The 26528-nt window shown below is 59.0% G+C and carries 27 protein-coding genes; 8 read left to right on the forward strand and 19 right to left on the reverse strand.

Annotated elements, in window-relative coordinates; translation table 11 throughout:
• Nucleotides 1-67 precede the first annotated feature (67 nt).
• A complete protein-coding gene (locus tag OHL21_RS09300; protein ID WP_263416985.1) occupies nt 68-1381 on the forward strand; it encodes an adenylosuccinate synthase in 1314 nt (437 codons plus the stop codon).
• A 604-nt stretch (nt 1382-1985) separates the two neighbouring features.
• Nucleotides 1986-2531, forward strand: a complete 546-nt coding sequence (locus OHL21_RS09305) for a nuclear transport factor 2 family protein (RefSeq protein ID WP_263416986.1) — start codon at nt 1986-1988, stop codon at nt 2529-2531.
• 113 nt (nt 2532-2644) lie between these two features.
• On the opposite strand, the gene OHL21_RS09310 is transcribed toward OHL21_RS09305, so the two are convergent.
• From OHL21_RS09310 to lpxC, 16 genes are all read right to left on the reverse strand, one after another.
• Nucleotides 2645-2845, reverse strand: a complete 201-nt coding sequence (locus OHL21_RS09310) for a hypothetical protein (protein WP_263416987.1) — start codon at nt 2843-2845, stop codon at nt 2645-2647.
• A 262-nt stretch (nt 2846-3107) separates the two neighbouring features.
• Nucleotides 3108-3674 (reverse strand): HIT family protein, encoded by a 567-nt coding sequence (locus OHL21_RS09315; protein ID WP_263416988.1) that lies wholly within the window; start codon nt 3672-3674, stop codon nt 3108-3110.
• Between the two features lie 168 nt (nt 3675-3842).
• Nucleotides 3843-4670: a PGN_0703 family putative restriction endonuclease gene (locus OHL21_RS09320; protein WP_263416989.1), complete on the reverse strand. Its 828-nt coding sequence runs from the start codon at nt 4668-4670 to the stop codon at nt 3843-3845.
• A gap of 524 nt (nt 4671-5194) precedes the next feature.
• Nucleotides 5195-6013: a tetratricopeptide repeat protein gene (locus tag OHL21_RS09325; protein ID WP_263416990.1), complete on the reverse strand. Its 819-nt coding sequence runs from the start codon at nt 6011-6013 to the stop codon at nt 5195-5197.
• 186 nt (nt 6014-6199) lie between these two features.
• Nucleotides 6200-6634, reverse strand: a complete 435-nt coding sequence (locus tag OHL21_RS09330; RefSeq protein ID WP_263416991.1) for a biopolymer transporter ExbD — start codon at nt 6632-6634, stop codon at nt 6200-6202.
• A 175-nt stretch (nt 6635-6809) separates the two neighbouring features.
• On the reverse strand, nt 6810-7247 hold the full coding sequence (locus OHL21_RS09335; RefSeq protein ID WP_263416992.1) for an ExbD/TolR family protein: 438 nt from the start codon (nt 7245-7247) through the stop codon (nt 6810-6812).
• Nucleotides 7248-7300: 53 nt separating this feature from the next.
• Nucleotides 7301-7726, reverse strand: coding sequence for an ExbD/TolR family protein (locus OHL21_RS09340; protein ID WP_263416993.1), 426 nt, complete (start codon nt 7724-7726; stop codon nt 7301-7303).
• Between the two features lie 116 nt (nt 7727-7842).
• Entirely contained in the window at nt 7843-8577 is a 735-nt protein-coding gene (locus OHL21_RS09345) for a MotA/TolQ/ExbB proton channel family protein (RefSeq protein WP_263416994.1), read from the reverse strand.
• A 123-nt stretch (nt 8578-8700) separates the two neighbouring features.
• Nucleotides 8701-9438 carry an energy transducer TonB gene (locus OHL21_RS09350; RefSeq protein ID WP_263416995.1) on the reverse strand — a complete coding sequence of 246 codons (738 nt, stop codon included), beginning with the start codon at nt 9436-9438 and terminating at the stop codon, nt 8701-8703.
• A 138-nt stretch (nt 9439-9576) separates the two neighbouring features.
• A complete protein-coding gene (gene secF, locus OHL21_RS09355; RefSeq protein WP_263416996.1) occupies nt 9577-10521 on the reverse strand; it encodes a protein translocase subunit SecF in 945 nt (314 codons plus the stop codon).
• Nucleotides 10522-10545: 24 nt separating this feature from the next.
• The gene (gene secD / locus OHL21_RS09360) at nt 10546-12159 is read right to left on the reverse strand and encodes a protein translocase subunit SecD (protein ID WP_263416997.1); all 1614 of its coding nucleotides are present in this window, start codon (nt 12157-12159) and stop codon (nt 10546-10548) included.
• Nucleotides 12160-12161: 2 nt separating this feature from the next.
• Entirely contained in the window at nt 12162-12485 is a 324-nt protein-coding gene (gene yajC / locus OHL21_RS09365; protein ID WP_317889967.1) for a preprotein translocase subunit YajC, read from the reverse strand.
• A gap of 248 nt (nt 12486-12733) precedes the next feature.
• A complete protein-coding gene (locus tag OHL21_RS09370; RefSeq protein WP_263416998.1) occupies nt 12734-13945 on the reverse strand; it encodes an EAL domain-containing protein in 1212 nt (403 codons plus the stop codon).
• A gap of 315 nt (nt 13946-14260) precedes the next feature.
• Entirely contained in the window at nt 14261-15376 is a 1116-nt protein-coding gene (tgt, locus tag OHL21_RS09375) for a tRNA guanosine(34) transglycosylase Tgt (RefSeq protein ID WP_263416999.1), read from the reverse strand.
• A 53-nt stretch (nt 15377-15429) separates the two neighbouring features.
• Nucleotides 15430-15888 carry a 2-amino-4-hydroxy-6-hydroxymethyldihydropteridine diphosphokinase gene (folK, locus tag OHL21_RS09380; RefSeq protein ID WP_263417000.1) on the reverse strand — a complete coding sequence of 153 codons (459 nt, stop codon included), beginning with the start codon at nt 15886-15888 and terminating at the stop codon, nt 15430-15432.
• On the reverse strand, nt 15881-16795 hold the full coding sequence (gene lpxC, locus OHL21_RS09385; RefSeq protein ID WP_263417001.1) for a UDP-3-O-acyl-N-acetylglucosamine deacetylase: 915 nt from the start codon (nt 16793-16795) through the stop codon (nt 15881-15883). Before lpxC ends, folK begins: the two co-directional genes overlap by 8 nt.
• A 346-nt stretch (nt 16796-17141) precedes the next feature.
• Here lpxC and rsmG point away from each other — a divergent pair, with 346 nt between their 5' ends.
• From rsmG to OHL21_RS09405, 4 genes are all read left to right on the forward strand, one after another.
• Entirely contained in the window at nt 17142-17756 is a 615-nt protein-coding gene (gene rsmG / locus OHL21_RS09390) for a 16S rRNA (guanine(527)-N(7))-methyltransferase RsmG (protein ID WP_263417002.1), read from the forward strand.
• Between the two features lie 949 nt (nt 17757-18705).
• Nucleotides 18706-19548, forward strand: a complete 843-nt coding sequence (locus OHL21_RS09395; RefSeq protein WP_263417003.1) for a ParA family protein — start codon at nt 18706-18708, stop codon at nt 19546-19548.
• A gap of 80 nt (nt 19549-19628) precedes the next feature.
• Nucleotides 19629-20543 (forward strand): ParB/RepB/Spo0J family partition protein, encoded by a 915-nt coding sequence (locus tag OHL21_RS09400; RefSeq protein WP_263417004.1) that lies wholly within the window; start codon nt 19629-19631, stop codon nt 20541-20543.
• Nucleotides 20540-21262, forward strand: a complete 723-nt coding sequence (locus tag OHL21_RS09405) for a methyltransferase family protein (protein ID WP_263417005.1) — start codon at nt 20540-20542, stop codon at nt 21260-21262. Before OHL21_RS09400 ends, OHL21_RS09405 begins: the two co-directional genes overlap by 4 nt.
• Nucleotides 21263-21550: 288 nt before the next feature.
• Here the strand turns inward: OHL21_RS09405 and OHL21_RS09410 are convergent, their stop codons facing one another.
• On the reverse strand, nt 21551-21799 hold the full coding sequence (locus OHL21_RS09410) for a hypothetical protein (protein WP_263417006.1): 249 nt from the start codon (nt 21797-21799) through the stop codon (nt 21551-21553).
• Nucleotides 21800-21898: 99 nt separating this feature from the next.
• Between OHL21_RS09410 and OHL21_RS09415 the strand changes: the two genes are divergently transcribed.
• Nucleotides 21899-22414, forward strand: coding sequence for a trimeric intracellular cation channel family protein (locus OHL21_RS09415; protein WP_263417007.1), 516 nt, complete (start codon nt 21899-21901; stop codon nt 22412-22414).
• A gap of 138 nt (nt 22415-22552) precedes the next feature.
• On the forward strand, nt 22553-23371 hold the full coding sequence (locus OHL21_RS09420; RefSeq protein WP_263417008.1) for an SDR family NAD(P)-dependent oxidoreductase: 819 nt from the start codon (nt 22553-22555) through the stop codon (nt 23369-23371).
• A gap of 103 nt (nt 23372-23474) precedes the next feature.
• Here OHL21_RS09420 and OHL21_RS09425 read toward each other — a convergent pair whose 3' ends face one another.
• Both OHL21_RS09425 and OHL21_RS09430 read right to left on the reverse strand, forming a co-directional pair.
• Nucleotides 23475-25241, reverse strand: coding sequence for an LssY C-terminal domain-containing protein (locus tag OHL21_RS09425; protein ID WP_263417071.1), 1767 nt, complete (start codon nt 25239-25241; stop codon nt 23475-23477).
• A gap of 283 nt (nt 25242-25524) precedes the next feature.
• Nucleotides 25525-26463: a hypothetical protein gene (locus OHL21_RS09430; RefSeq protein WP_263417009.1), complete on the reverse strand. Its 939-nt coding sequence runs from the start codon at nt 26461-26463 to the stop codon at nt 25525-25527.
• Nucleotides 26464-26528: the final 65 nt, after the last annotated feature.

A 26528-nucleotide genomic window follows, 5' to 3' on the forward strand; every position in this document is an offset into this window, starting at 1 on the left:
TTCGTTGCGGAGATATAAAATTAGGAATCGGGCGACCCAATCGCCCGATTCCTTTTTTGGAGTACCCGTGGCATCTCTCAAGCAATCGGCGGTAGTACTGGGCGCACAGTGGGGCGATGAGGGCAAGGGCAAGATTGTCGATGTCCTCTCAGAGAAGTTTCAGGTGGTGGCGCGGTATGCCGGCGGGCACAATGCCGGGCACACCGTCATCATCAAGGGGCAGAAGTACGTCCTTCATCTGATTCCCTGCGGCGTGCTGCGGCCGGACTGCCTCAGCGTGATCGGCAATGGCGTCGTCATGGATCCTGCCGCCTTCCTGACCGAGGTGAAGATGCTGAAGGAGGCCGGTCTGCCGGTCGACGGGCAGCTCTTTGTCAGCGACCGCGCCCAGGTGATTCTGCCATACCACCGCATGATCGAGCTGGCCGCCGAGAACGCCCCCGGACGCACAAAGATCGGCACCACCAGCCGCGGCATCGGGCCTGCATACGAAGACAAGATGCACCGTAACGGCCTGCGGGTGATCGATCTGCTGAATTCGGCGCTGCTGCGCACCCACATCACCAACGCCTGCCATGAGAAGAACTCCATCGCGCACGCGTTGTGGGGCACCGAGCCGCTGAACCCGGCCAAGATCTATGAGGAGTACGCTCGCTACGCCGAGCAGGTAGCTCCGTACGTGACCGACACCGCCACCCTGATGAACGACAGCCTGAAGGCAGGCAAGCGCATCATGTTCGAGGGCGCACAGGGTGCGCTGCTGGACATCGACCACGGCACCTATCCCTTCGTCACCAGCTCCTCGGCTACGGCCGGCGGAGCCGTGATCGGCACCGGCGTCGGCCCGACCGCCATCGGCACTGTCATCGGCGTGACCAAGGCTTATGTCACCCGCGTGGGCGAGGGCCCGTTCCCGACCGAGATTCACGGCGAGATGGGCGAGGAGCTGCGCAAGCGCGGCAATGAGTACGGCGCCTCCACCGGACGCCCGCGCCGCTGCGGCTGGATGGACCTGCCGATCCTGCGCTACAGCAACATGATCAACGGCACAGAGTGGCTGGTTGTGACCAAGATGGACGTCCTGGACTCGCTGAGGGAGATTCCGGTCTGCACCGCGTACAAGCTGGACGGCAAGGTGACGGAGCACATCCCCGCCGATGTTCGCGGCCTCGAGGCTCTGGAGCCGGTCTATACCACGCTGCCGGGCTGGGCGGAGTCGACCGAGGGCATCACGGAGTTCGACAAGCTGCCGAAGAAGGCGCAGGAGTATCTGAGGTTCCTGGAGAAGGAGACCGGCGCGAAGATCGGTATGGTCTCGACCGGGCCCGATCGCGAACAGACCATTGTTCTGCCGGAGTTTGCTGCCAGCATTATTGGGTAGGAAGTTTGGGATGGGTAAAGGCCCGCGCCGATTGGTGTGGGCCTTTTGCTTTCGGGGCCGGCAGGTTGAAAGTTGCAAGTTGAAGGTTGAAGACGTACCGCGTGGGCGAGTGGAAGTTGGTGAGCTATCTAACGTTCGAAGGCGGCTGCAAAGCTCGCGGCACAGAAGCAGATTTCTCCGCTCTCTTCGGTCGATCCACCCCAACCAGCAAGCTGGCCGGGGACCCCGGCCGCTGTGAAATGACAGACCGGAGATGATTGGCGGCTTGCGCTGGATAACCTTCCCCCTCTGCCCAGCGTTCTAAACAATAGGCGGTAGCGCCATGTCTGACTTCGGGCCCCTCGATCCACGGTGCTCCATGGGATGCAGCAAAACATGCCCCACCCATGCCGCACGTCTTCAACTTTCAACTTTCAACTTCCTACGTTTAACGGCCCGGAGGATGGCTGTTTGTGATGGGCAAATCCGTCCGAAAGCACACTTCTGCGCGGGCTTCCCGTTACTGATTTGCGGCATCAGAGTGTGCAGCAAAAGTGGTAGTTGGTTACTAAAAGTTATTTTGACTTTGCGGAGAAAACAGGGCTACACTCCGTACACCTTACCGATGAAGTACGCATTCAAATTCGCTGTGCTGGCCCTGGCTTTGGTGGCTCCAATCGCCATTCACGCGCAGGTTTTTCGCCAGGTGGGCATGGCCCCGGTGAATGGCGTGCGAAAGATTGCGGCAGGTGCGGCAGGCAACAAAACCGCTTCACACCGGCAGATTGAGGCGTTGGAGCAGCAGTGGCGGCAGGCGCAGTTGAAGTCCGATGCCGACACGATGTCGAAGATGATGGCCGATGACTACATCGGCATCTCCGCTAATGGCATGGTGCAGACCAAGCAGCAGATGGTCGAGCGTGTGATGAACCGCAAGATCAACATCACCCGTATGGATGTCGATGAGCTGAAGGTAAAGATCATCAACGGAAGCACTGCCATCGTGACCTCGCAGGTGGACGTTGATGGCGTGATGGATGGGCGCCCGCTGCACGGGAAGTATCTCTACACGCGGGTTTATGCCCGCCAGCAGGGCGGAGGGTGGAAGGTCGTGAACTTTGAGGCGACCCGTATGCGGCCCGAACCTGACAAGATTGCCGATAACAAGTAGTCAGCGCCAGGCGCAAGTCGTCCAGCTTGTCATTGCTGATCAGGTAATCGATAACGTTAAACACGAAAGGCCCGGAGAGATTCTCTGGGCCTTGCTAATTTGGGGATGTTCCCCTAGGCAATGCGCGCCTGCGGCGTCAACGCGGGAGTACTACTCAGGGCCGGTTTACGGACATTGTTCAGGGGCATGTTCAAGGCAAGCAGCCGGCGCGGCAGTGACCGCGTCTGGCCGGTAATGCGCGCATCCTCAGGTTCAATCAATGAGGCAGCTGCGACGGTCGGGGTGATGGGTAGTACCTTGAGCGAGCTTTGCATCGTACACCTCCGGGGGCCGGGAGACATTCCGAGCGAGAAAAGGCGCGGAACGTCCAAATGGAGTTTGGATTCGTACAAGTACTAGCTGTTCGTTACTGATGGGATAGATGCAACTGATACAGGCCCTGTTGCTCACAGCGACTGCGACATATTGCACCTAATATGAACCAGTTTTGCGACGGTGACTATGATTCCTGTCACATTTTCGACTGCAATTCCCGATTTGGTGCTACGTTCCGATTCGAGGGTGGTGCGTTCGGCTCTATAGCGACTGGAAAGCTTGCCGCAGGCGCTGCCAGGTGACATTCAGATCTTCCGGCAGAATGCGCGTCTCTGCCAGCACAGGCATGAAGTTGTTATCGCCCACCCATCGCGGCAGCCCATGAAGATGCAGGTGTGCCGCAACGCCGGCCCCGGCAGCTTCTCCAAGGTTCAGGCCAAAGTTCAACCCGTCCGGCTGGTAGGTTGCACGAATAGCCCGCTCGGTCTGCTGGGCCATGACGATCAACTCATGCGCTGATTCCACATCAAGCTTTGCGAGCGAGTCCGTGTGCACATACGGTACCACCATTACATGACCACTGGTATAGGGAAATGCATTCAGTGCGATGTAATGAAATTTCCCGCGTGTGACGATGTGGCCGTAGCGCTCGGCTTCGTCGACCGGCATGCCATGCTCGATGGCGTAATCGACCGAAGCGATGAGATTGCAGAAGACGCATCCCTGGTCGTCAGGGTAGGCATTCAAAGGCTCAGGGATGCCTTTACGCTGTGAGGGGCCTGACTTGGTGATATACGCGTAACGCCAGGGAGTCCAGAGGCGATCCATGGGTAAATGCTAGTTGAATGGTGGATTGGTTGAATAGTTGAATGGTTTGTCCCTGCGGGAAACACATTATGGGTTCACTTCAACTGACACTACTGATGCGGGGAACCGGCGATTCATAACCCGCCAGACCATTCAACTATTCAACTATTCAACAATTCAACTGGCCGGCTACCGGGCGGCCACAATTCCATACTTCTTCTCCAGGAACGCCGCCAGCCCCTTGGGCACGGTGGCGGCCAGCTCCTGCCAGGTGAGCAGCGCCAGGCGGCTGCGGAGCTCGGCTGTACGGACGCAGCGGATGATCTGGAACCAGGCCTCCCGCAGGTCGGAGCGGCGGGCATCACATAACACCAGGTAGGTCTTACCAGTGTGGTGGGCTGCCAGGGCGCCACGAAGGAGCTGGTAGTGGAGATAGTCGCCGCGAGTGTTACGGGGCAGGTCTTCGCGGAAGAAGACCTCTTCCAGATCGCGGTAGCGCTCTACCAGTGCGGGGCGGGCGGTCTGGAAGCCGGTCTCGGTGAGCTTGGCTTCGATCAGTAGATGCCCGAGGACGAGATCGACCTCCGAACGATCAGAGCGGGTGCCGTGCCGAGGAGCCTCCATGCGCACACCAAATTCGGGGGTAAGACCCGGGGGGACGCCGAGCAGGGCACAGACCTGCGGGCGAGAGAGCAGGCCCGGATAACAGATGATATTCATCAGCAGGGCATCGGAGGAGTTGGCGCAGTCGAGCTCCTTACGGCGGCGTGCTGTGGCGTACGCCACCCGGCTGCTCGCGGTATATGCCTTGGTGAGCCGCGCGGCCCAGGCGGGGTTGGCGAGGATGCGGCGATAACTCGATGGATGAAAGTTGCCATGTTGGCCTGGCTCGTCTTCCCGGAATAAAACCGATGGCGTGTGCAGGTCGTCGCGGCCGTAGGTCGTTTCGTGCTCGCGCTCAAGCGCGAGTCCGCGGGCTGAGAGTTCGCGGCGGAGCTGGGAGGAGGAGAGAGACATCGGGGAGAGCGCCTGCGGCGCTCGTTGCAAGTTAAAAGTTAAAAGTTAAAGAGCTACTGTGTCGAGAGGGAGGGTAGTTGAAAGTTGAAGACGTACTGCATCGGTAGGGAAAGTGGAGCACCCCACATAACGCGAAGCTGGGTGACTATCGAGCGCAGCTCGATCCGTTCTGCGAATGACGAGAGACGTTCGCGCGGAGCGCGAATACCCAGGTCCCGTAGGACCCCGGGGCACCCACTGTTTGGGCTACTCATGCATCCCCGAGTACCGGTGCAGTACGTCTTCAACTTTCAACTTTTAACTTTCAACGACCGCCGCGGGCGCTCTTAAAGACGCTTCGCGCGGAGCGCGAATACCCAGTATTTGGGCTACTCATACATCTCGACTCACCACGATCGTACGTCTTCAACTTTTAACTTTCAACGACCGCCGCAGGCGCTCATAAAAACCACAACATCCGACTTACCACAAAAGAAAAGGCCTCCTTTCGGAGGCCTTTGCGCTTCTCGTCGCATGGGCGAAGACTACATTGTGACGCCGCCCTTGTTCTTCTCTTCCTTCTTGCGCTCGTTTTCCTTACGTGCGCCCATGGCCTTGTCGCTCCACTCCTGCGCCTTGTCCAGGTCGGCCTTGCGGGCGGCGTCGTTGCCGCACTCGAGGTCCGCCTTACGGCGATAGGTGAGGTTGAGGTAGGTCATGGCTTCCTCATAGGTCGCGTTGTTATCGACGGCTTTCTGCAGATACTCCAGACCTTCGTTCACCAGGTTAGTGTTCTGGGCCTGCAGCTTGGCGCATGCGTCTTTGCTCTTCTTGGGATTGCCGTCGCCCGCGTCGGTCAAGCCGTCAGCGGCGAGGATCGTGGTGGCATTCTTATACGACTGCATCCAGTCGATAACGCCGATGGTGTAATAAGCCTCAGCGGCAGCGGGATCGACTTCGATCACCTTCTTCTGCCAGTTCTTCGCATCGTCAAACTTCTTCAGGTTGAAGCTGATGGAAGCCATCTGCTGCAGTGCAGTCTTGTCCTTCGGGTCCTTCGAAAGAATCTGCTGAAAACCATCCATCGCGCGTTGTGCCGTTTTGATGTTCTCAGGCGTCTCAAGGTTAGGCACTACCTGCGATGCCAGCGTGGTGGCGAGATAGAGACGGGCCACATCGTAGCTCGGATCGTAATCAAGAGCCTGCTGGAAATGATTGATAGCGTCTTCGTACTTCGCGGCCTTGAAGGATGCGATGCCCTTCGTGAGCTGGTCGCGGGCCTTCAGACGGTTGCATCCGGTGGCCGAGAGAAGCGTAACCAGGAGAAGTGCGGCCATTGCCGGAACACGTAGCTGGAATTTCATTGGACGAAGGGTCTCCTTGAGAATTCGCGATGTAGTGATTTTGCCGGATTGCGTGCGAGAAGCGCGACAGTCTTGCACGATGATTGTAAAGGCATAGCATGACGCATGGCCAGTAGTTGAAGGTGAAAAGGAGAGCGGGCCACCTGAACGGTACCGTTCAGGTGGTTACCCTCCTCCGAAGACGATTCAGCAGTTCATCTGGTTGCAGTCTTTTCTGGTTAACAAAGCAATTTCCGAGGCTCCTGCGCGGCGGATAGTATTGACCGCGCCGACGACCTCCTGCAAGTCAAAACGTCCATCCGCCTGAAGAAAAACCGTACGGTCCTGCCTGAGATTCATCGCCATTGCCAGGCGGTTACCCATCTCATCCAGATTCATCTCCTGACGGTTCAAAGCATAGGCCGGAACCCCACTCTCGCCATAGGACAACTGCACTACCAGCGGGGCAGAAACCGGTTCCGAAGCCGTATGGGCCCCCGGTTGCGGAAGGGCGGCGCCGATCCCCTGGCTGGATACGGGAGCAATGACCATAAAGATAATGAGCAGAACCAGAAGAACGTCAATGAGCGGCGTGACGTTGATCTCGGAGGCGATGCCGCGGGTTGTTGCTGTGAATGCCATAAAGACCTCGTTAAGAAAGTCGTGAGCGAACACAGCATTAAAGACACCGCGGGCGGCAGCTCTGTGCCACCGCCCGCGTAAGGTATAGATCGGCGTGCATCCGCACGCGTATCCTTGTGCGCATCCGGGCGCGCATGAGCAGAGAGCCCAGGCGCGGCGGAAGCTCACCGTATGCTTACTGTCCAGCCTCGACGCGAGGTGTAATCAGACCGATGTTGTCCACGCCTGCGGCATGGCCGAAGTCGATCACCTCAGCGACGTACTGGAAGTCGAGGTCCTTGTCACCCTTGACGAACATGACCTTCTCGGCGCGGGTGGCATAGATCTCCTGCAGCTTGGGCAGCAGGCCATCCTTCGCGAAGTCCGTGTCATTGATCTTGTACGCAGGACGGCCATTGTTGGACAACACCTGGACCACAATCGTGCGGTCGTTGGGATTCTCCTGCTGGTTCTTGTCCTTAGGCGGCTGAGGCACCAGGGTGTCCAGTCCATGAACTGCCGTGGGCTGGATGACCATGAAGATGATCAGCAGCACCAGCAGAATGTCGATCATGGGCGTCACATTGATGTCAGAAGAGACGCCGCCACCGCTACCACCGGCACTCATTCCCATAACTGAATCTCCTTGGTTGCCGCGCTCAGGCGGCGAATCTTGAACTTGCTTTCTTACTGATCTTCAGTCTTCTCGGTCAGCAGACCGAGCTGGCTGACGCCGGCCGAACGGATACCGTCGACAGCGTCCATCACCTTACCGTAGTTCGCGCGGGCGTCGCCACGGAGGTAAACGTGCTTGTCGGTCTTGCTCTCCAGCTTGGCGGAGATCTTGGCGCCCATATCGTCGACGGTTACCTGGTCACCGCCCAGGAAGACTTTTCCGTCACGGGTCACGGCTACGACCACGGAGTCTTCTTTATTGGCGTCTTCCATGATCACCGCGGCGTTAGCCTTGGGAAGATCGACGTTCACCTTGTTGTTCAGCATGGGCGTGATCACCATGAAGATGATCAGCAGCACCAGCATCACGTCCACCATCGGCGTTACGTTGATGTTGGAGTTGACCGCACCCTCGAGGCTCCGAGATGCAATTGCCATCGTTGCTCCTTAGTGAATCTGTTGGTGCTGCGAGAGCTTCAGGCCGCCCGGACCCCGGTCATGCCGTTTCGCGGCGGCTGACCGGGGTGCGAGGCGGAGATTCTCGCTTGGGCTGTTTAGCGGTGCGACTGCTTGATGAAGTAGTCCACCAGCTCCGAGGAGCTGTTGTCCATCTCCACGTCGAAGGCCTCAACCTTACCGGTGAAGAAGTTGAAGCACATAACGGCCGGGATAGCTACGAGCAGACCGAACGCGGTCGTTACCAGAGCTTCCGAGATACCGCCGGCGACAGCGCCGATACCGGAGGTCTTCTGGGTTGCGATCTGTTGGAAGGCGTTAAGAATACCGACTACCGTACCGAACAGACCGATAAAGGGAGCGGTGGAACCGATGGTGGCCAGACCGCCCAGGCCGCGCTTCAGCTTGGCGTGAACGATAGCTTCGGAGCGCTCCAGAGCGCGCTTGGCAGACTCGATCTGGTCCTCGGTGATGGAACCGCCGGAACCGAACGAACGGAACTCCTGCAGGCCGGCGGTAACAACCTCGGCCAGGTGCGACTTCTTGGAACGGTCGGCGATCTTGATCGCCTCGTCCAGACGGCCGTCCTTCAGAGCACCGGCAACCTTGGGAGCAAACTCACGGGACTGCTTACGGGCAGCCGAGAAATACAGAGCGCGATCGATGATCACAGCCAGCGACCAGATCGACATGACGAACAGGATGATGGCGACGATACGGGCCAGCCAGCCCATGTTCTGCCACAGACCCATGAGCGAGAAGCTTACCTGGCCCTCCTGCAGAAACATGCCGATGCTGTGGGGGGCGAAAGTTGCGAGATGAGCGAGAATCACTTGATTCTTTCCTCCTGATTAGGACTTCCGGTACTACGTGTGATGCAAAGCGTTGATTGTTTGAGCTGTGCCAGCCGGGCCACAGCCCCCGCAATATCGAAACCTGCTGCTAAGTCTTGAGACTTAGCCTCCCATCGTAAAGTTTACGGTGATGGTGGTATCCACTTCGGTGGGTTCACCATTGAGCAGGTAGGGCTTGTACTTCCACTGCTGCACAGCCTCGACGGCCGAGTTACGCAGCATCTCAGGTCCGCTGATCACCGTCAGGTTCTGGATGGTGCCGGTCTTCGAGATCACGGCATGCAGCACAACTGAACCCTGGACGTGAGCGGCGCGGGCGATCGGAGGATAGACCGGGTTGGTCTTCACCAGAATCTGTCCAGCCATCACACCGGCGGAAACGCGGGTCGGTCCCTTGGGCGGAGCCACCTTGACCACCGGAGCCGGAGCCGTACCGATACCACCAAGGACGCCACCAGCGATACCGGAACCGGAGCCGCCACCCATGCCCGCCATACCGGCAACACCGGCGACCTGCGGCGGAGGCGCAGCCTCTTCCTTAACCATCTTGATGTCCTTGGGGATCTTCGTCGGAGCGTGCAGGCCCTGGTCCAGCTCGCTGATGACCTTGATCGGCTTCACCACCTGCGCCGGAGGCGGCGGAGGGGGCGGAGGTGGAGGCGGCGGAGGCGCGCTGAGCATCGCCGTCATCGCCGTCTTAGGCAGCGCTTCGGGATACAGCAGCGGAATCAGGATCATCAATCCAATAATGACCCCGTTGAAACTGAAGGTAGCGATCATCCAGTACTTGGACTTGGACTTGATCTTACCGCCGGATTCCATCAACGAATCTTCAAACATAGTGCAACCCTCGAGTTGGAGGTGAGCTACGTGCTACAGACACCGGGGATTCTTTTTTTGTTCCCGGAATGGAGGAGATGTTCCCGAAAATATTGAAAAAATTCTGGGTTGCACCTTATCCGGTGCAACCCAGTCCAATTACGCCCGCTTACCGGGAAGCGATGCCGTCTTACCCTTCGCGATACGCCAGTCCTGATAGGCCACCAGCATCGGAGCCGCAACGGCGATCGAGGAATAGGTGCCGATCAGAATGCCCACCACCAGCGCGAAGCTGAAGCCGTGCAACACCTCTCCGCCGAAGAGATACAGCGAGAGGACCGTGAGGAAGGTCAGGCCCGAGGTCAGGATCGTCCGGCTCAACGTCTGATTAATGCTGCGGTTCACCACGGTTGCCAGCGTCTCACGGCGCGCCGTCGCCAGGTTCTCACGGATACGGTCGAAGACCACGATCGTATCGTTCATGGAGTAACCGACCAGCGTCAGGATGGCCGCCACAACCGTGAGCGTAATCTCCTGGTTGGTGAGGCTGAAGGCGCCGATCGTGATCAGGGTGTCATGGAAGACAGCCACCACGGCCGCCACACCATAGATGAGCTCGAAACGGAACCAGAGATAGACCAGCATGCCGATCAGCGAGTACAGCGTCGCGAACAGCGCCTGATGACGGAGCTGTTCGCCGGCCGTCGGTCCGATGGTCTGGGAGCTCTCTACCTTGAAGCCGCCATCGTGATAGTTCGCCTGCAGGGCGCTGAGCACGGCGGCGCGGGCATCGAAACCGACAGCATCGCTCTTCTCCGGCAGCGAGATCAGGACCTCGGGACGGGCAGCCTGGTCTCCCCTTACGGCTTGAATCTTCGCATCCTTAATACCAGCGGCATCGAAGGCGGCGCGGATGTGATCTTCACTCGGCGTGCGGTCGAAGCTGACGTGCACCTGCGTGCCGCCCTTGAAATCCACGCCATACGGAATCTTGTGCCAGAAGAGCATGCTGAAGATGCCCGACACTGAAAAGACAAGAGAGAAGGCGAGCAGGTACCACTTTTTGCCCAGCCAGTCGATATTGATATCGCGAAACAGTTCCACTGTTGTTGCTCCGAGAATTCCGTATTAGATCGAGAGCGCTTCGCCGCGCTGCTTGCGGTTCAGGATCGCGTCAAAGATGGTGCGCGAGACGAAGACCGCGGTAAAGATATTGGCCAACAGACCGAAGGTCAGGGTCACGGCAAATCCACGGACCGGACCGGTGCCAAAGAGGAAGAGGATGGCCGCCGAGACGATCGTCGTCACGTGGGTATCGATGATCGTGATCCAGGCGTGCGCGAATCCGTTCTGTACTGCGGCGCTGGGCGCACGGCCCAGGTGCAGCTCTTCACGGATACGCTCGAAGATCAGGACGTTGGAGTCGACGCCCATACCGATGGTCAGAATCACACCGGCGATACCCGGCAGGGTCAGCGTCGATCCGGTCAGCCCCATGAAGCCGAGCAGGATGACCAGGTTCAGAACCAGCGCCAGGTCGGCGTTGATGCCGGCTCCGCGATAGTAGAGGAGCATGAAGAACATCACCGCCAGCATGCCGGCGATGGCGGCATAGACACCGTGCTGGATCGAAGCCGCTCCGAGCGACGGGCCAACGGTCAGCGTATCCAGATACGAGATCGAGGCGGGCAGGGAACCGGTGCGGAGCATGAGCGAGAGGTTCTTCGCCTCATCCTCGGAGAGGCCTTCGATCACGCCTGAGTCGTGGATGGCGCTCTTGATGCTGGCCACACTGCGGACGCGGTTCTCGAGCACCACGGCGATGCCCTTGCCGACATTCGCGCTGGTGAACTCATAGAAGCGCTCGCCGGCGCCGCTGGTCAGATTGAAGCTGGTCTGCGACTGGCCGGTGTTGGGGTCACGAACCGGCTGGGCTCCGCGGAAGTCGGTACCGGAGACGATGGCCACGCGCTTGAGCACGTAGAACATATCGCTGTTGCCGGCGGCAGTGACCGAGCTTGCGCCCTTCACGATCATGTCGTCCGGAGGAAGGGATCCGCCGAGAGTCTGCAACGCGTCGGCTTCCGTCGACGCGGGTCCGGCAACCACCTCATGGATCTCGAGGCGAGCGGTCGACTGGATAGCGTTGTGCACTTCGTCGGCGTTGGAGATGCCGGGCAGCTCGATCAGGATCTGGTTATCGCCCAGGCCATACTGCTGAATGACAGGCTCGGCAACACCGAGGCTGTCGACGCGCTGACGGATGGTCTCGATCGAGGTCTGGAGAACGGTGCTCTCCATCTCTTTGCGCGACTGCTGCTTCATGGTCAGGGTGTAGCCGTTCGGTACCGACGCCACATCGTAAGTCGAGGAGTAGGAGGTACCGTTCAGGACGCCGCGCACCTTGGAGGTGTCGGCCGCGGTGACGTTCGCAACATTAATAATGTCGACCTTGGTGGGGTCGAGCTTGGCGACCTGCGCACCGGCGACTCCAGCTTTGGCCAGGTCAGCCTGAAGGCGCGCGACATCCGAGTCGGTCTGCGCGGCAACGGCTTCAGCGACGTGCACCTGCAGCACCAGATGGGTGCCGCCCTTAAGATCGAGGCCGAGGTGAATGCTGTTGGTCAGCAGTTGCTTCACGCTGCCCTTCTTCGGCAGGCCGGAGCCGAAGAAGATGAAATAGGTAAAGATGACCAGAGTCGCAACAATAATGCCGGTCCGACCGGCGAGCTTCTTCTGCATGGCTACTTTTCTTCCTCGCCGGTCGTAACGCTGGCAATGGCGCTCTTGGCAAACTCGAGCTTCAGATTGTCGGGAGCGACGCGCAGGATCAGCGAATCGTCTTTTACCGACAGGATGACACCCTTGATGCCGCCTGAGGTTGTGACGCGGTCGCCGGCTTTGAGATCACCCAGCATCTGCTGCCACTTCTTCTGCTTACGCTGATTCGGAAGAATCAGCAGGAAGTAGAAGACAGCAATCATAAGAACGATAGGCAGCATCGTAACCAGAGAAGATCCCTGGGCATTCTGCAGGATCATGGCTGAGACAGGTGCGGATACGGTCAACGCGAGCGTCCTTCAACACACCGGGCGGGCGCGGCCTGAGGACGCGAACCAACCGGATCGAAAATGATCACCCGATGTCCTTTTAGAAGTCGGGCCCGTCCTGGATGGACGCTGCCCGCGTCATGCCGGTCGATGGCTACGTCCGTAAACGGACGCAGATCTGCCTGCCCGGATGGAAGGGTGCTAGGCACCAGCATCGCCGAGGCCGCTCCGACATGTCAAGGAATCGCCTCCCGGCAGACCGACTGTTAACACCCGGAGGTACCTGCCCTCATATCCCTGTCTGCCGAGCCCATCAGCGCCCGAACCTCCGCCGCGCGCATATCGAGCAGGGGACCGTTTTCCAGAACGAACTTCACCATCCGGTCCACGGTCGCCACTCCGGCCATCTGTCCGTCGGCTCGAATGACCGCGACCGGATCGAAACGGTGAGCCGATGGCCTGCTGAGGCAACGTTGGAGCACTTCGCGCAGATCGCTCTCCCGCTGAACCTTCATTGGCTGGGGGAGGTGGCGGATACCGATCAGGGCGTGCCGCTCGATGATGCCAGAGGGCCGATTTCCCTCGTCCACCAGCAGAACGACATGCGCTTCGGCGTTCGCATCGAGGTAGGTTGCAGCTGCGCCGGCATCGAAACAGGTGAAGCAGCTCTCAATAACCCCCCACAGATTGCCCTGCTGCCTGGCCTGTGCCCGCGAGCGGATGGCTTCAGCCTGCAGGGCGGGCAAAGGGTGCATCTCCGCGGAGGGTTTGCCGAGATAGTATCCCTGAGCCAGCGACACACCAAGATGGATAAGCTCTTCCAGTTCACTCGCGGTCTCCACACCTTCGGCGATGATGGTGGCATCGATGCGGCCGGCCATGGTGCTCATCATCTCAATCAGCGAAGAACGAGCAGGTTCTTTATGGCAGCCGCCGACGAAGAACCGGTCGAGCTTGATAAAGTTCGGACGCAGCTCCATCACATGCTTCAGGCTGGCGTATCCGGCTCCGGTGTCGTCGACCGCGATGTGACCGCCGGCCTCACGGATCTGATCGAGACGCGAGCGGAAGATGGTGTAGTCGTGAATGGGCTCGTCTTCCGTGATCTCAAAGACGGTTCCACCGAAGTGCCCGGTCTCTCTTAATAGCTGTTGCCACTGCCGTGAGAGCAAAAGCGACGGGCCCACATTGATCGTGAGAAAGCATTTCGGAGGAAGCTTTGACCTCTCCCAGAGGGCGCTTCGCAGTACCACGCACTCCAGGTCCGCACGCCTTCCCAGATCACCGGCCGCCCGAAAGACCTGGTCCGGCGACGAGGCGATCTCTGCAGGAAAACGCGCGAGCGCTTCATAGCCGGTAATAAGACCACGTTCGAGGTCGACGATCGGCTGGTAGTGGAAGCCGAAGGGAATATCGCCATCCAACAGACCTGAAATCGTGCGCCGCTGTTGCTCGCGCTTGGCGAGGTTGATGTACATGGCCGGCGCTTATCCGTTCACCGAAGGTACAGCGGAGCCGTAGTGCAAAGGAGCGTGCTTCGTTGCCCCCGTCAGAGTTCCGTCCGGATGGTGTGCGGAAAATACAGTCGAGGGCCCAGAGACCACGCGACCACAGGCAAATCGCTTCATAGAGCAATCCTTCTTGCTTGGCCGTTACCGTACTTGCTGCTCCGGGTGCGCTTCAGGCCCGTCTTGTATGCCTCAACTGTGTCACGGAACACACCCATCGCACAATTGCATTTACGGCTACTCAGTTCCTGCTTGACTACCTGGTTGTTTCGTCCAAAGAATCGATCACTCTGCTTGATCGAACTCATTGCGAAGCGCCTGCATCTGGTCGAGATAGAAGGCCAGATTGTGTTCACTCGCCAAGGTAAGCGCTAACGGCTCGGCGCTATGCATCAGATGGCGCAGATACGCACGCGTATAGCGGCGGCAGACCATACAGCTACATGCCGGATCGGGAGGGTTCTGGTCTTCGGCATACTGCTTGTTCTTGATATTCAGGCGACCCTGGCTGGTGAAGAGAAGACCGTGCCGGCCGGCGCGCGTGGGCAGCACGCAGTCCATCATGTCGACACCCATGCGGGCGTATTCGACGATCTCATCGGGATAGCCGACGCCCATCACATAACGCGGTTTGTCTTTGGGAAGATATTCGAGCGTGTGCGCGATCATCTCGCGCGTGACCTCACGCGCTTCACCGACGGCGAGGCCACCGATGGCATAGCCGGGGAAATCCATCTCGACGAGCCGCTCGGCTGATTCGGTACGGAGATCCTTAAACATGCCTCCCTGCACAATGCCGAAGAGCGCCTGATGGCTGCCGTCGAGCTCGTTGTGCCACGGGACTTCATGGCGATGTTCTTTCCAGTAGTCCAGCGATCGCTGTGCCCAGGCATGCGTCAGCCCCATCGACTCTTTGGTACGTTCCCACGTGGCGGGCGTTTCGACGCATTCGTCGAAGGCCATCATGATGTCGGCGCCGAGCGCGATCTGGACCTCCATGGAGTGCTCGGGTGAGAAGAAGTGCTTTGATCCATCATGATGCGAGCGAAATTCGACGCCATCGGGAGTGACCTTGCGCAGCTCGCTCAGGCTGAAGACCTGAAAGCCGCCCGAGTCGGTGAGCATGGAGCGGTTCCAGCTCATGAATTTGTGCACACCGCCGGCGCGGCGGATCAGCTCGTGTCCCGGACGGAGATAGAGATGATACGTGTTGGCCAGAATGATGGCCGCACCCTTGCCCTCGGCTCCGTTGGTCTCCATGACATCCTGTGGGACGGCTTTCACGGAGGCTGCCGTGCCGACCGGCATGAACACCGGGGTTTCTACCTTGCCGTGAGGCAGGGTCAGGGTAGCCCGGCGGGCGGGGCCGGATTCTTTCAGGAGCTCAAAGCTAAGGGACACGGAATTATTTTACGAAGCTGGTTGATGAAACCAATGGGCTCCGGACGATATCACTAGCCAAGAGAATCGCGGAGTTCGGCGATGGTGCGATGCAACACGGGGTGAACCCACTCCGGAGCGATCTCTGCTAATGGCTCCAGCACAAACAGCCGCTCATGCATCGCCGGGTGGGGGAGAGTAAGACCATGCTCGTGGAGAATGAGATCGTCGTAGAGCAGAAGATCGAGATCCAGCACACGAGGGCCTTTTTGCGGCACAAGAGCGCGATTTCGACCCGTTTTGCGCTCAATTTCCAGCATTTCCCCCAGGAGAACCAAAGGAGTTAACTCCGTCTCCAGCAGGCATGCGCCGTTGAGGAAACGAGGCTGGTCCACGTAGCCGACCGGAGCGGTATCGCGGAAGCTGGAGACGGCCAGAATCTGGCCAAAATTGCTAAGTTGCTGAATTGCTTGGGATAAGTGCTGTTGCCGGTCACCGAGATTGGAGCCGAGTGCAATTGCCGCTTTAGGCATGGGCAGGCTGCAGCCCGGCAAAGGCATCGGCTTCGGCAGGCTCGTCGTCGTAGGCGTACGCCAGCTCCCAGGTGGAACGGTCTTTCATGAGCTGAGAGACGAGGGCGGTATGCATGGCGTGCCCTGCTCGCTCGGCGACGACGCGGCCCTGAATCCGGCGGCCTGCCAGCGCGAGATCACCGATCAGGTCGAGGACCTTGTGGCGGACGAACTCGTCCGGAAAACGGAGAGGGCCGTTTTGGACACCGGTCCGGGTAAGGATGATGGCCGACTGCTCGGAGACGCCGCGGATGAGACCCATATCCCGAAGCTTGGCCTCGTCTTCCTTCCATCCGAAGGTGCGAGCGGGAGCGATGAGGTCGGTGTAGGCGCCGGTCTCAAGGTCGGCGAGAAAACGTTCCCGACCGATGGGATTAGGAAAGTCGATGAGGTAGTCGATCTGGTAGCCGGTGCCGGGGTAGACGCCAATGAACTTATCGCCTTCGCGGACCTCAACCTCTTTGAGGATGCGAATGTACTCCCGTTTGCGGCGCTGCTGTCGGCTACCGACGCGATCGAATTCCGTGACATACGGTCCGGCGGAGCCGTCGAGGATTGGGAGTTCGAGGTTGTCGATCTCGACGATGACGTTGTCGATACCGTAGCCAATAAAGGCAGAGAGCAGGTGCTCGGTCGTGGAGATGAGGACACCCTGACGCATCAGGCTGGTGGCGTAGCTGACTTTAGCGATATTGCGGTTGTTGGCGGGAATCTCGAAGCCGTCCAGGTCGGTACGGCGAAACACAATGCCTGACCCTGCGGCAGCAGGGATGAGGCGCATGGTGACAGGAGCTCCGGAGTGAAGGCCGATACCGGAGAAGCTGATCTCCGAGGCGATGGTGCGTTCGTAATGGGGCTTACCTGACACTCGTTCCGATCACCGTCCCGCAAATGTGACGAGAGTCAGAGTAGCCCCGATTCAAACAAGTGTGGATGTGGCAAAAATGACACAGTTAATCGTTTGGCTTATCCACATTCCTGTGAGTCCGGCGGATCTTCCCTTCGCCGGTACTAGAGCATCCCTGCTGCTGGATCCCGATAGAGAGCGCAGCGGCGTTTTCATTACGGAAGCGCCAGGGATACGGAATCCCTACGCTAGACCTACGGGGAAAATGCTCTAGCCGTTATTGGGGAATAAGGGGAAGCCTCGGTGGCTTGCGCCGTTTTCCTTCAGAGAAAACGGGTTTTAGGAGAAATGCTCTAGACTTCTGGCGATGGCTACGCTTTCGCTGGAAACCCTGGAGTCCCTATTGCAACCGTACCTGCCCGCTGGCATTCCAGCCGGTGTCGTGGAGAAACTTTCGGCGTATCTGGAACTATTGCTGAAGTGGAATGCCAGGACGAACCTTACCGCTATCCGGCAACCGGAGGAGATGGTGCGCCGGCACTTTGGGGAGAGTCTCTTTGCCGGTGGGCTAGTACCGGAGGAAACAGGGACATTGCTCGACCTGGGATCGGGAGGTGGATTTCCCGGGATTCCGATCCAGATTCTACGGCCGGAGATAGCGGTGACCCTGGCGGAGTCTCAAGGGAAGAAGGCGGCCTTTCTACGGGAAGCGGTACGGACCCTGGGACTGAAGACTGAAGTCTGGGCAGACCGGGGAGAAAAATTGGCTGGCAGATTTGATGTGGTCGCGATGCGCGCTGTGGACAAGATGGGGGAGATGATCCCGGTGGCAGAAGCGCTCGTCGGTCCCGGAGGCCATCTCATGTTGCTGACCACCCGTATTCAGCTCGAAGTACTGAACAGAGCCGCGACTACTGTGCAGCCTCTGCCGGGATCGCTGGACGGGGTAGTGGCTTTGTTCCACGTGGAACAGAATGGTTGAAAGTTGCAAGTTGAAGGTTGAAGACATACGGCATGGGTGAGATGGGAAGTCGCCTGCCCAGCGTTCGAGGCATGTTCCACGTGGAACATAGGTGGTGGGATGGTCGTATCTGGGTGCCCAGATCTTCGGGGTCCCCGACGAACTTAGTTCGTTGGGGTGAATTCCCGCCCCTGGGTCCTGGGTGTTCGAGCGCCAGCTCGAACCGTTGTTCTTCCGAACCTTTTGGGAAACTTCTTCCGAGAAAGGGAAGAGAAGGAGATTTCTCCGCTACTCTTCACCCCAACTAGCGAGCTAACTGTGGACCCCGAGCGCTGCGAAATGACAAAACCTAAGCGATCCCGTTGACCGACCCGCCGGACAACCTCCCGGTAAAGCAGGTTCTCCACTCCGTTCAGAATGACAACATAGGAAGTCCGCGTTCCGCGCGTGAAATGGCCAATGATGTGGTTTCAGGCGATAAAGCGGTTCGAGCTTCGCTCGAATACCCAGGCCCCAGAAACGGGAATTTCACCCCAACGAACTAAGTTCATCGGGGACCCCGAAGTCCGGGGCACCCTAATCCATGTATCCCGAAGCTGTTCCACGTGGAACATGTTGAATTTCAGAACAAAGTAGGATTCCCCGACCAGCCCCTGCCGTACGTCTTCAACCTTCAACTTGCAACTTTCAACCTTCTTGTTCCACGTGGAACATGCTGAATTTCTGGGCAAGCACGATCCTCCCTCCCCATGCCGTGCGTCTTCAACTTCAGCCTGCAACTTCAACCTTTTTCACCTTCCTCTTCTTTCCCAGTGGAAAAGTCCTGAAATGCGTCCCGTAGAGTACTGGCGCGGGTTTTCGTGCGGGAGGTTCCACGTGGAACAACACTTTTCCACCTTCGTTCCACAGGTATCCGAGACCTGCATATTGAACCTCGTATCACCGCTCCCGTAGGCTCAATTCTGTTCCCATGAGCAAGGTTCTCGCCATAGTGAATCAGAAGGGCGGCGTCGGTAAGACGACGACTGCCATCAACCTCTCTGCCGCAATCGCCCTTGAAGGTCTGGATACCCTGCTGATTGATATCGATCCCCAGGCGAACTCCACTGGCGGCCTCGGCTTCGGCCGGGATGACGAGCGCGCATCCACCTATGATGTGCTGATGACCGCTGTCACGCCGGATGCAGCCATGCTCACGACGGAGATCGGCACCTTGAAACTCGTCCCGTCGAGCAAGAACCTGATCGGCGCGACCATCGAGCTTATTCAGCAGGATCGCCGCGAGTTCCGTCTGCGGGATGCCTTAGCCCCGCTGCGGGAGCGTTTTCCCTTTATCCTGCTGGACTGCCCTCCAGCCCTCGATCTGCTGACCCTGAACGCCCTAGTTGCCTCTGATGGCCTGCTGGTCCCGATGCAGGCCGAGTACTTCGCCCTGGAGGGCATCAGCGAGCTCATGAGCACGCTGGATCGTGTCTCCCAGGCCTTCAATCCCGGCCTGGCTCTGGAAGGCGTTCTGATGACCATGTATGACGAGCGCACCAATCTGGCGCAGCAGGTCACGGCGAATCTGCAGGAGTTCTTCGGGGACAAGCTGTTGAAGACCACCATTCCCCGCAATGTACGTCTGGCAGAAGCTCCCAGTCATGGAAAGCCGGTCATGGTCTACGATCCGCGGTCGCGGGGATCGGACGCCTATCGCGACCTGGCGCTCGAGTTGCTGAAGCGCAACAAGATCGAAAGCCCGAAAGCGAAAGAACGCGCCAGGGCAGCGAAGACGGGGCAGGAGTTCAAATTCTGGCCCTATAACAAGTAATAACTGCACGATGGGCCGCAGAGCGGCCGATGAAGTTTTTTCTCTGATCTCTGTTTTCTCATCTCAGGAGTCGTTCAACCATGAGCACTGGAGCCAAACGCGCCGCACTGGGGAAAGGTCTGGAAGCGCTGCTTCCCTCCAAAAAGCCGGCCGCTGAACCCGTCGCCCCACCGCCCGCCGCAGCCGCCCCTGTCACCGTCATCGAGGGCAAACCGAAAGAGATCCCCGTCGAGGCGATCGAGCGCAACCCCTATCAGACGCGCACCCGGTTCGATGAGACGGCGCTGGCAGAACTGAGTGCGTCGATCGCGGAGCTCGGTGTGGCGCAGCCGATCCTGGTGCGTCCGCTGCCGGGCGGCAAGTTCCAGCTCATCGCCGGCGAGCGCCGCTGGCTGGCTTCGCAACGCGCAGGTAAGACGACCGTTCCCGCCATCATCAAAGAGGTCTCGAACGAGCAGGCGATGGAGATCACCATCGTTGAGAACCTGCAGCGCGCCGACCTGAACCCAATGGAGCAGGCCAAGGCCTATCAAAGGCTCTCAAGCGAGTTCGGCCTTACCCAGGAACAGATGGCCAAGCGCACCGGCAAAGATCGCGCCAGTGTCGCTAACTTCCTTCGGTTGTTGAAGTTACCGGAATCGGTCCAGGCCCGTGTGGAAGTGGGAGAGATCAGCTTTGGGCATGCACGTTCGCTGCTGGCCCTTGAAGACGTGCAACTCATTGAAAAGGCTGCACTTAAGGTTGTACAAATGGGCATGTCCGTCCGCGCGACTGAGACGTTTGTACAAAACCAGCTCAACCCGGAGCGGAAGCTGGGCAAGGTCGAGGCGGTGGAAGATCCGCCGATGGACCCCAACGTAAAAGAAGCCCAGACGAAACTGCAGAGGACGCTTGGGTTGAAGGTGCGGATCGAGGATAAGAACGGCAAGGGCAAAGTCGTCATAGAGTACGCCAATGTCGATGACTTCGATCGCCTGCTTGAGGCGCTGGCATGAAGTGGCTGCGCGCGACCGCGCTTGAGTATCGTCTGCGGTATCTGATTCACGCTGTCATCTTCATCGTTGGATTTACCGCACCGTGGAACAAGGGCTGGATGAATGTCGGCCGCCAGTCGGTATGGGTCGAGCTCTCCGGCGGCATGATGAAAGGCGCCGGACTCGGCTTCGCCGCGGCGACCGAGACAGTGCTGGTGCTGGCTGCTCTGCTGGCCTGCGCGGGAGCCTGGCTGCGAATCTGGGCTGCGGCCTACATCGGCACCGGAATCGTCCAGGACGCCAGCATGCGCGGCGAACGTGTCCTCGCAGATGGCCCGTATCGCTATACACGCAATCCGCTTTACCTGGGCACCATTCTGCACACCCTGGGAATTGCCATCCTGATGCAGCCGCTGGCAGCATTGCTGGCCGTGGTGTTGATTACAGCGTTCCAGTTCCGCCTGATTCTGCGGGAAGAACTGTTCCTCGAAGAACAGCGTGGCCCCGCGTATCTGAACTATAAGGCAGCCGTGCCCCGGCTGTTTCCTAGTCTTCAGCCGCGGGTTCCCGCAGGCGGAGCGAAGCCTGCGTGGGGACAGGCGATTCTGGGTGAGATTTATTTCCTTGGGGTTGCGGCTAGTTTTCTTCTGCTGGGCTGGCAATGGGACGCGTGGCTGATTCTGCGCGGCATCCTCATCTCTTGGGGTGCGGCGTTGGTGGCGCGGGCGTTCACGAATTAGTTTGCTGGTGGCCGGGGCGTACCCGCTCGATTAACCACAGAACTGGGTGCCCCATCCATTGCAACGCAATGTGGGATTTCTCGTGTACGGACCCTTTTCTTAGGTTGATCACGGCCCGAAAAGTAGGGGTAGAAAAGCAGATTTCTCCGCCTCCGGTCGCTACGAAATGACAAACCAAAAATAAATCGCGCGAAGTGCGATGCCTCACGCTAAGCCCCACCCTTCGCGGTAAAGCCGCGAAGGGTGGGGCAACGAGAGCATTTCCGCCTTCAGACTGCGAACTACGGCTTAGCGGACGATGCGGAGCTGCGGAACAGCGGTCGGCATGGACGGGCGGCGGCCGGCGCGCTTGTAGCTGATTGCTCCGATGACGATAGCGCCAAGCATCAGCGGCAGACCGGCGATGAGAAAGAAGACGAAGAAGGCAAGAAACTCAAGAACGCGTGGGCGCTCCAGGGTGGAGCGCATCGTGGTGGCGTGCATGCCCAGAGCGAGCAGCGTATTCACAGCGAAATAGGCGAAGGCGAAAGTAGTCATAATGATGGCTCAATCCGCTCATCGGCGCTGGTTAAGGGAACTTGATAGCAATTTACGCGCGTACGTGCCCAAGGTACCGTTACCTTTGGGGGAAGCGAGATGGAAGCTCCTAAGCTACGCCGCGGCCTCGACCTCGTGTTGATGACCGCTGACTTCGCCGGCACACTCCTGTTTGCCATGGAGCGCGCCCTGGCGGGCATTCGCGGTGCTATGGATCTTTCCGGCATTTTGGTGCTCGCCTTTATTACTGCTGTTGGCGGAGGCATCGTCTGCGACCTGCTGATCGGAGCGACACCGCCGACATCAATCAAAGACTGGCGGTATGGAGCCATCGCTTTTACCGGCGGCATGCTGGCGTTCCTCTTTCATGGAGCCATGGCGCAGCAAGCCGGTTCCCTCCTGATGAGGGCCTTGGATGCGGCCGGGCTCTCATTGTTTGCCATCGCGGGAGCGACCAAAGCGCTGGAATTCGGCATGCATCCGATCATGGCCGTGCTGTTGGGCACGATTACCGGCTGCGGCGTGGCAACCATCCGCGACATTCTTTCTAAATACGATTCCGGGGTGCTACGAGCCGATATCTATGCCTCGGCGGCGCTACTGGGTGCGCGGTAAGGGTGATTTCAGTGAGAACGCTGCGAGTGCATCCAAGTCTGGCAGCGCTGACCGGCGGCATCTCCTGCTTCGTCCTGCGCATGCTGAGCGTGTGTCAGGGATGGAGCCTTCCCAAGAGTGGAGCGTGATACTACTGCCATGTCATCGAATCCGAAGATGAAAAACCAGGAACAGAAGAAACCGCTGGCGCTGGTGACTGGCGCCAGTAGCGGCATTGGATGGGAGCTGGCGCAAGTACTCGCCACGCATGGCTACGATCTGGTCCTGGTAGCCCGGCGCGAAGAACGGCTTGGGGAACTCGCAGAAACGCTGGCGCGGAAATACGGCGCCGCCACACAGGTGCTGGCCATCGATCTCTCGCAGCCGGGAGCAGCCGCACAGATCGAAGCAGAGCTCACGGTGCGCGAGGCGGAGATCGATGTGCTGGTAAATAATGCGGGCTTCAGTCAGCACGGACCGGTCACACAGCTTCGGGTCGAGCAGCTGCATGCGATCGTGCAGGTCAACATCATAGCGCTGATGGAGCTGACGCGATTGATCGCGCCATCCATGATGGCGCGTCACCGCGGACGCATTCTGAATGTGAGTTCTGTTGTAGGCTTTACGCCAACTCCGTTTGCAACCGTGTATGCGGCGACAAAGGCCTTTGTGCTGAGCTTCAGCGAAGGGCTGGCAGAGGAGCTGGAGGGTACCGGTATCACCGTCACTGCTTTTTGTCCGGGAACCACGAAGACGGAGTTCGCGGAGACTGCCGGCATGACGAAGACGATCGCCTTCCGCAGCGGGGCTATGTCCGCGAAAGAAGTTGCTGAGATTGGCTATGCCGGCATGATGCGCGGCGAGCGTGTCGTTATCTCCGGACGGATGAACTGGTGGATGGTCTTTGGGGTCCGGTTTGCACCAAGAAGGTTGGTGGCGAGGATTGCGAAGAGAATCATGAAACCGGAAAAAAGTTAAAAGTTAAAAGTTAAAAGTTGAAAGTTGAAAACGTACAGCATGGGTTGCGCCATGTCCGCGAGATCTTATGCACTCCGCTCCCGATGAGCGAGTGCATCACCCTCTAGAACGTGAAGGCGAAGCCCATGGTGGCGCGCTGTTGGAAGAACATGCTGTCGGGTGGGCCGTTGAGGACGAGGACTTCGTAACCGTCCGGAAGGGTATCGGGAAGGAAGCTTTCGTAGGAGTCGCGGATGATGCGGGGATTGCGGGACCAGGTCTCGCGCCAGTCCATGCGCATGGTAAAGCGAGGCGTCACGCGGTACTTGATGCCGGCGCCGTACTGAAGTCCGGGCTGAAAGATGCCGCCGCCGTCGAGTGGAGGGGTGTTGCCGAAGTCGAAGGCGGCTTTGAACAGTCCGAGGTTCTTAAGGCCCAGCGTGTAGTACGAAGACGGTCGCTTCAACGGAGCATCCGCCAGTGCGATCAACTGCAGCACAGGACCGGCAGCAACATAAGGACGCCAGCGTGAGCTCGGCGGACGGAAATGCACCAGCGAGTTGTACTCGAACTGACGTGTTGTCAGGCCTACGGTTGCGGTGGCCTGGTTGAAATCCGAATCACTGATCGGTGTGTCTCCCGCGGGGATGGTGATCGCGAAGGCGCCTAGACGGTATTTGCCCTGCTGACGGAAGTAGCTGAACTCGTTTGAGACCCATTTCCAGGTGTTCACCGTGACCGAGAAACCTGCTGTCCAGCCATCACCAACCTCATCGGCAAGGCCTGCGATGTAAAGCGGATCGGTGTCTTTGCCGGGAACCAGAAGCACAATATCGGCTTCCAGGCTTTCATTCCGGAAGCGGGTGTAGCCTCCGTGGAACGCGATCTCATACTTTGGCGGAGCCCAGCGGTTGCGGAGAAGCGAGGTGTCGCGCTCCATGATCTGTTTTGCAGGATGGCTTTGCGGGCGACCGATGTTGTCGGAGCTCTCTTCATCGCTCACATCGGAGGCCTCCGTCCGATACCAGGTTCCGAGGTTCGCGGGGGCATCGTGCTCTGAGAAGAGAGTGAACCCTTTGCGGCTGTAGTCGATGCCCTGGTAGATGAGATTGCTGCGGTAGAGCTGGCTCCGCAGCGTAAGCATGGTGTTGCGCACACTGCGCTCGAACTTGTTAGGTCGCGGAGCAGATGTTGGCGCCGTGATGACCGGTGCGGTGCAATCGTTCAGACGAAGCACGGCAACCTCACCATCGGTACGCAGACGGTCGCCGGTGGAGTTGTAGGCATCACGCGGAACCCAGGGACGGGGCACCATCTGCAGCGCATCAACACAGCGGGTAAAGATGAGATCGTTGACCACCTTATCGCGTTCATTGTCGATGTACTGATCGATGACGTGAATGAAGGTACGCTTCTTGCGCGAAAACGCGATGCCGGTGTCTTGCGTTGCCGAGGCGGTGAGCACAGCCTTTCCATCAAAGGTCTTACCGGTCGTGAAGACACGCAGGTGATGCCGTGCGTTGAAGGTATTGGTGGTCTTGGTCAGCGTGGTGAGGGGCTCTTGATGATCGAGCAGCAGTGTCGACATGGGAGCTTCGTTGTAGGTCTGGGTGCCACTGATGCTGCGCAGTGTGGAGAAGGTCGAGGCGGCGGTGAGCGAGTCGGCCGTGACCCACCCGGAGGCTGCAAAGGCGCGCTTGAGAGCATCCGGCGAACCGAGAAAGACGATGCTGGTGAGATCCGAGGGATGATCGCCAACCTGAGTTGTCGTACGGAAGGGAAGCGTCTGCAGGAAGGACGGGAGCTCTGCCTGAAGCGAGGTGACCTCGCGTGCTGTGGTGCGGGGATAGGTTGTCGCGGTAAGCAGCGGCAGGTTGAGTGCGCCGATCATCTCGGTGCCGGAAGGGTAGAGGATCTCGCTTTCGGCAAAGCCAAGCACAGCGATGGAGTCGGCAGTGAGAGCGACGTAAGCAATCGGGTCCACCTGTGCGAGACCGGTGATCTGGCCTTCGGCAGAGTGACCGAGCGTGGCGGTGGCTCGCTGCCCCTTGATGGTTCCGGCGGTATCGACGGTTTCGCGTGCGTTCTCTACCTGCACGACGCGCACATCGACGGGAAGAGTGGGACCGCTGGGAACCTGCGCCTGCTCGAAGTGGAGTGTGACGGCGGCAGACTCATGTCCGAAGCCGTAGTGCACGCCGCGCACTTTCACAATATGTCCAGTGAAGCGGGTGTTCTGAGGAAGATAGATGTGGCCGTCGACGACGGCGGGAAGAATGAGAGCAGCCTCTACCGGCTTTCCAGCTTTGTCTGTGCGCGAGTTCAAAGGCTGCAGCAGGCGAAGCGTGAGTCGCGTCTCGGCAGGGACGCCGCTCTGTTGCTGAAGTGAGGAACGCAGGATGGTGTCGGTGCGCGAACCGGAGTGAACAAAGAGATCTTCGCCATCCGTAAGCCATGTGGCTGACTCGGGCTTGAAGCCATGTGGCTGACTCGGGCTTGCCGTTGCGAACTACTACAGCGCGTCCATCAGGAAGAAGCTGCAGGGTCTCGCTACTTGTGAGGAAGATCCGGTGAAACAGATCTTCACCAAGAGCGATGCGCCGCGGAATCTCCTTCACGGTACTGCTACCCGCAGGAATGTAGCGGAAGGTGTCGCCAGTCAGGGTAGGACGCGTTGCCCCAATCAGACGCATGTGAATCGCAGTGGCGTCTGCGAGGTAGACCGCCGGTTGACCGTTCTGAATGCCTTTGAGCAGGAAGACAGAGGGCTCGCCACCGTTCTGCACTTCGAGGAACTCGGGGCTGTCGAGGGAAAGATCGCCAAGCGTGTGGCGTTCGCCCGAATCGAGATCGAAGATACGGAGCTGTAGCTGCGGATGCCCTTTCTCGGGCGGCGCGACGACGATGACCGAATGCGCCTGCTCGGCCAGCCAGGCATGTGTGGCGCGTCGGGTGATGAGCTGTGGCTTGGGTTTGCCGTTGATGTGCGCTACCGCGCTTCCGAAGCTATGGCCGGGCTTGATGAGGACGTCGACGGAGCTTGCCGTCGGCTGTTGCGCGGTAAGTGAGCAGGCAAAGGCAGAAAGAATAAGAGCTGCATTGGGACGGATCATCGGGGGTGGTACCAATGTAACCCGACTTATGTTTGCAGGGCGACAGTTTGGGCAGAGTTAAAAGT

Origin of the sequence: Terriglobus albidus (genome assembly GCF_025685425.1) — a bacterium.
GTDB lineage: Bacteria > Acidobacteriota > Terriglobia > Terriglobales > Acidobacteriaceae > Terriglobus > Terriglobus albidus.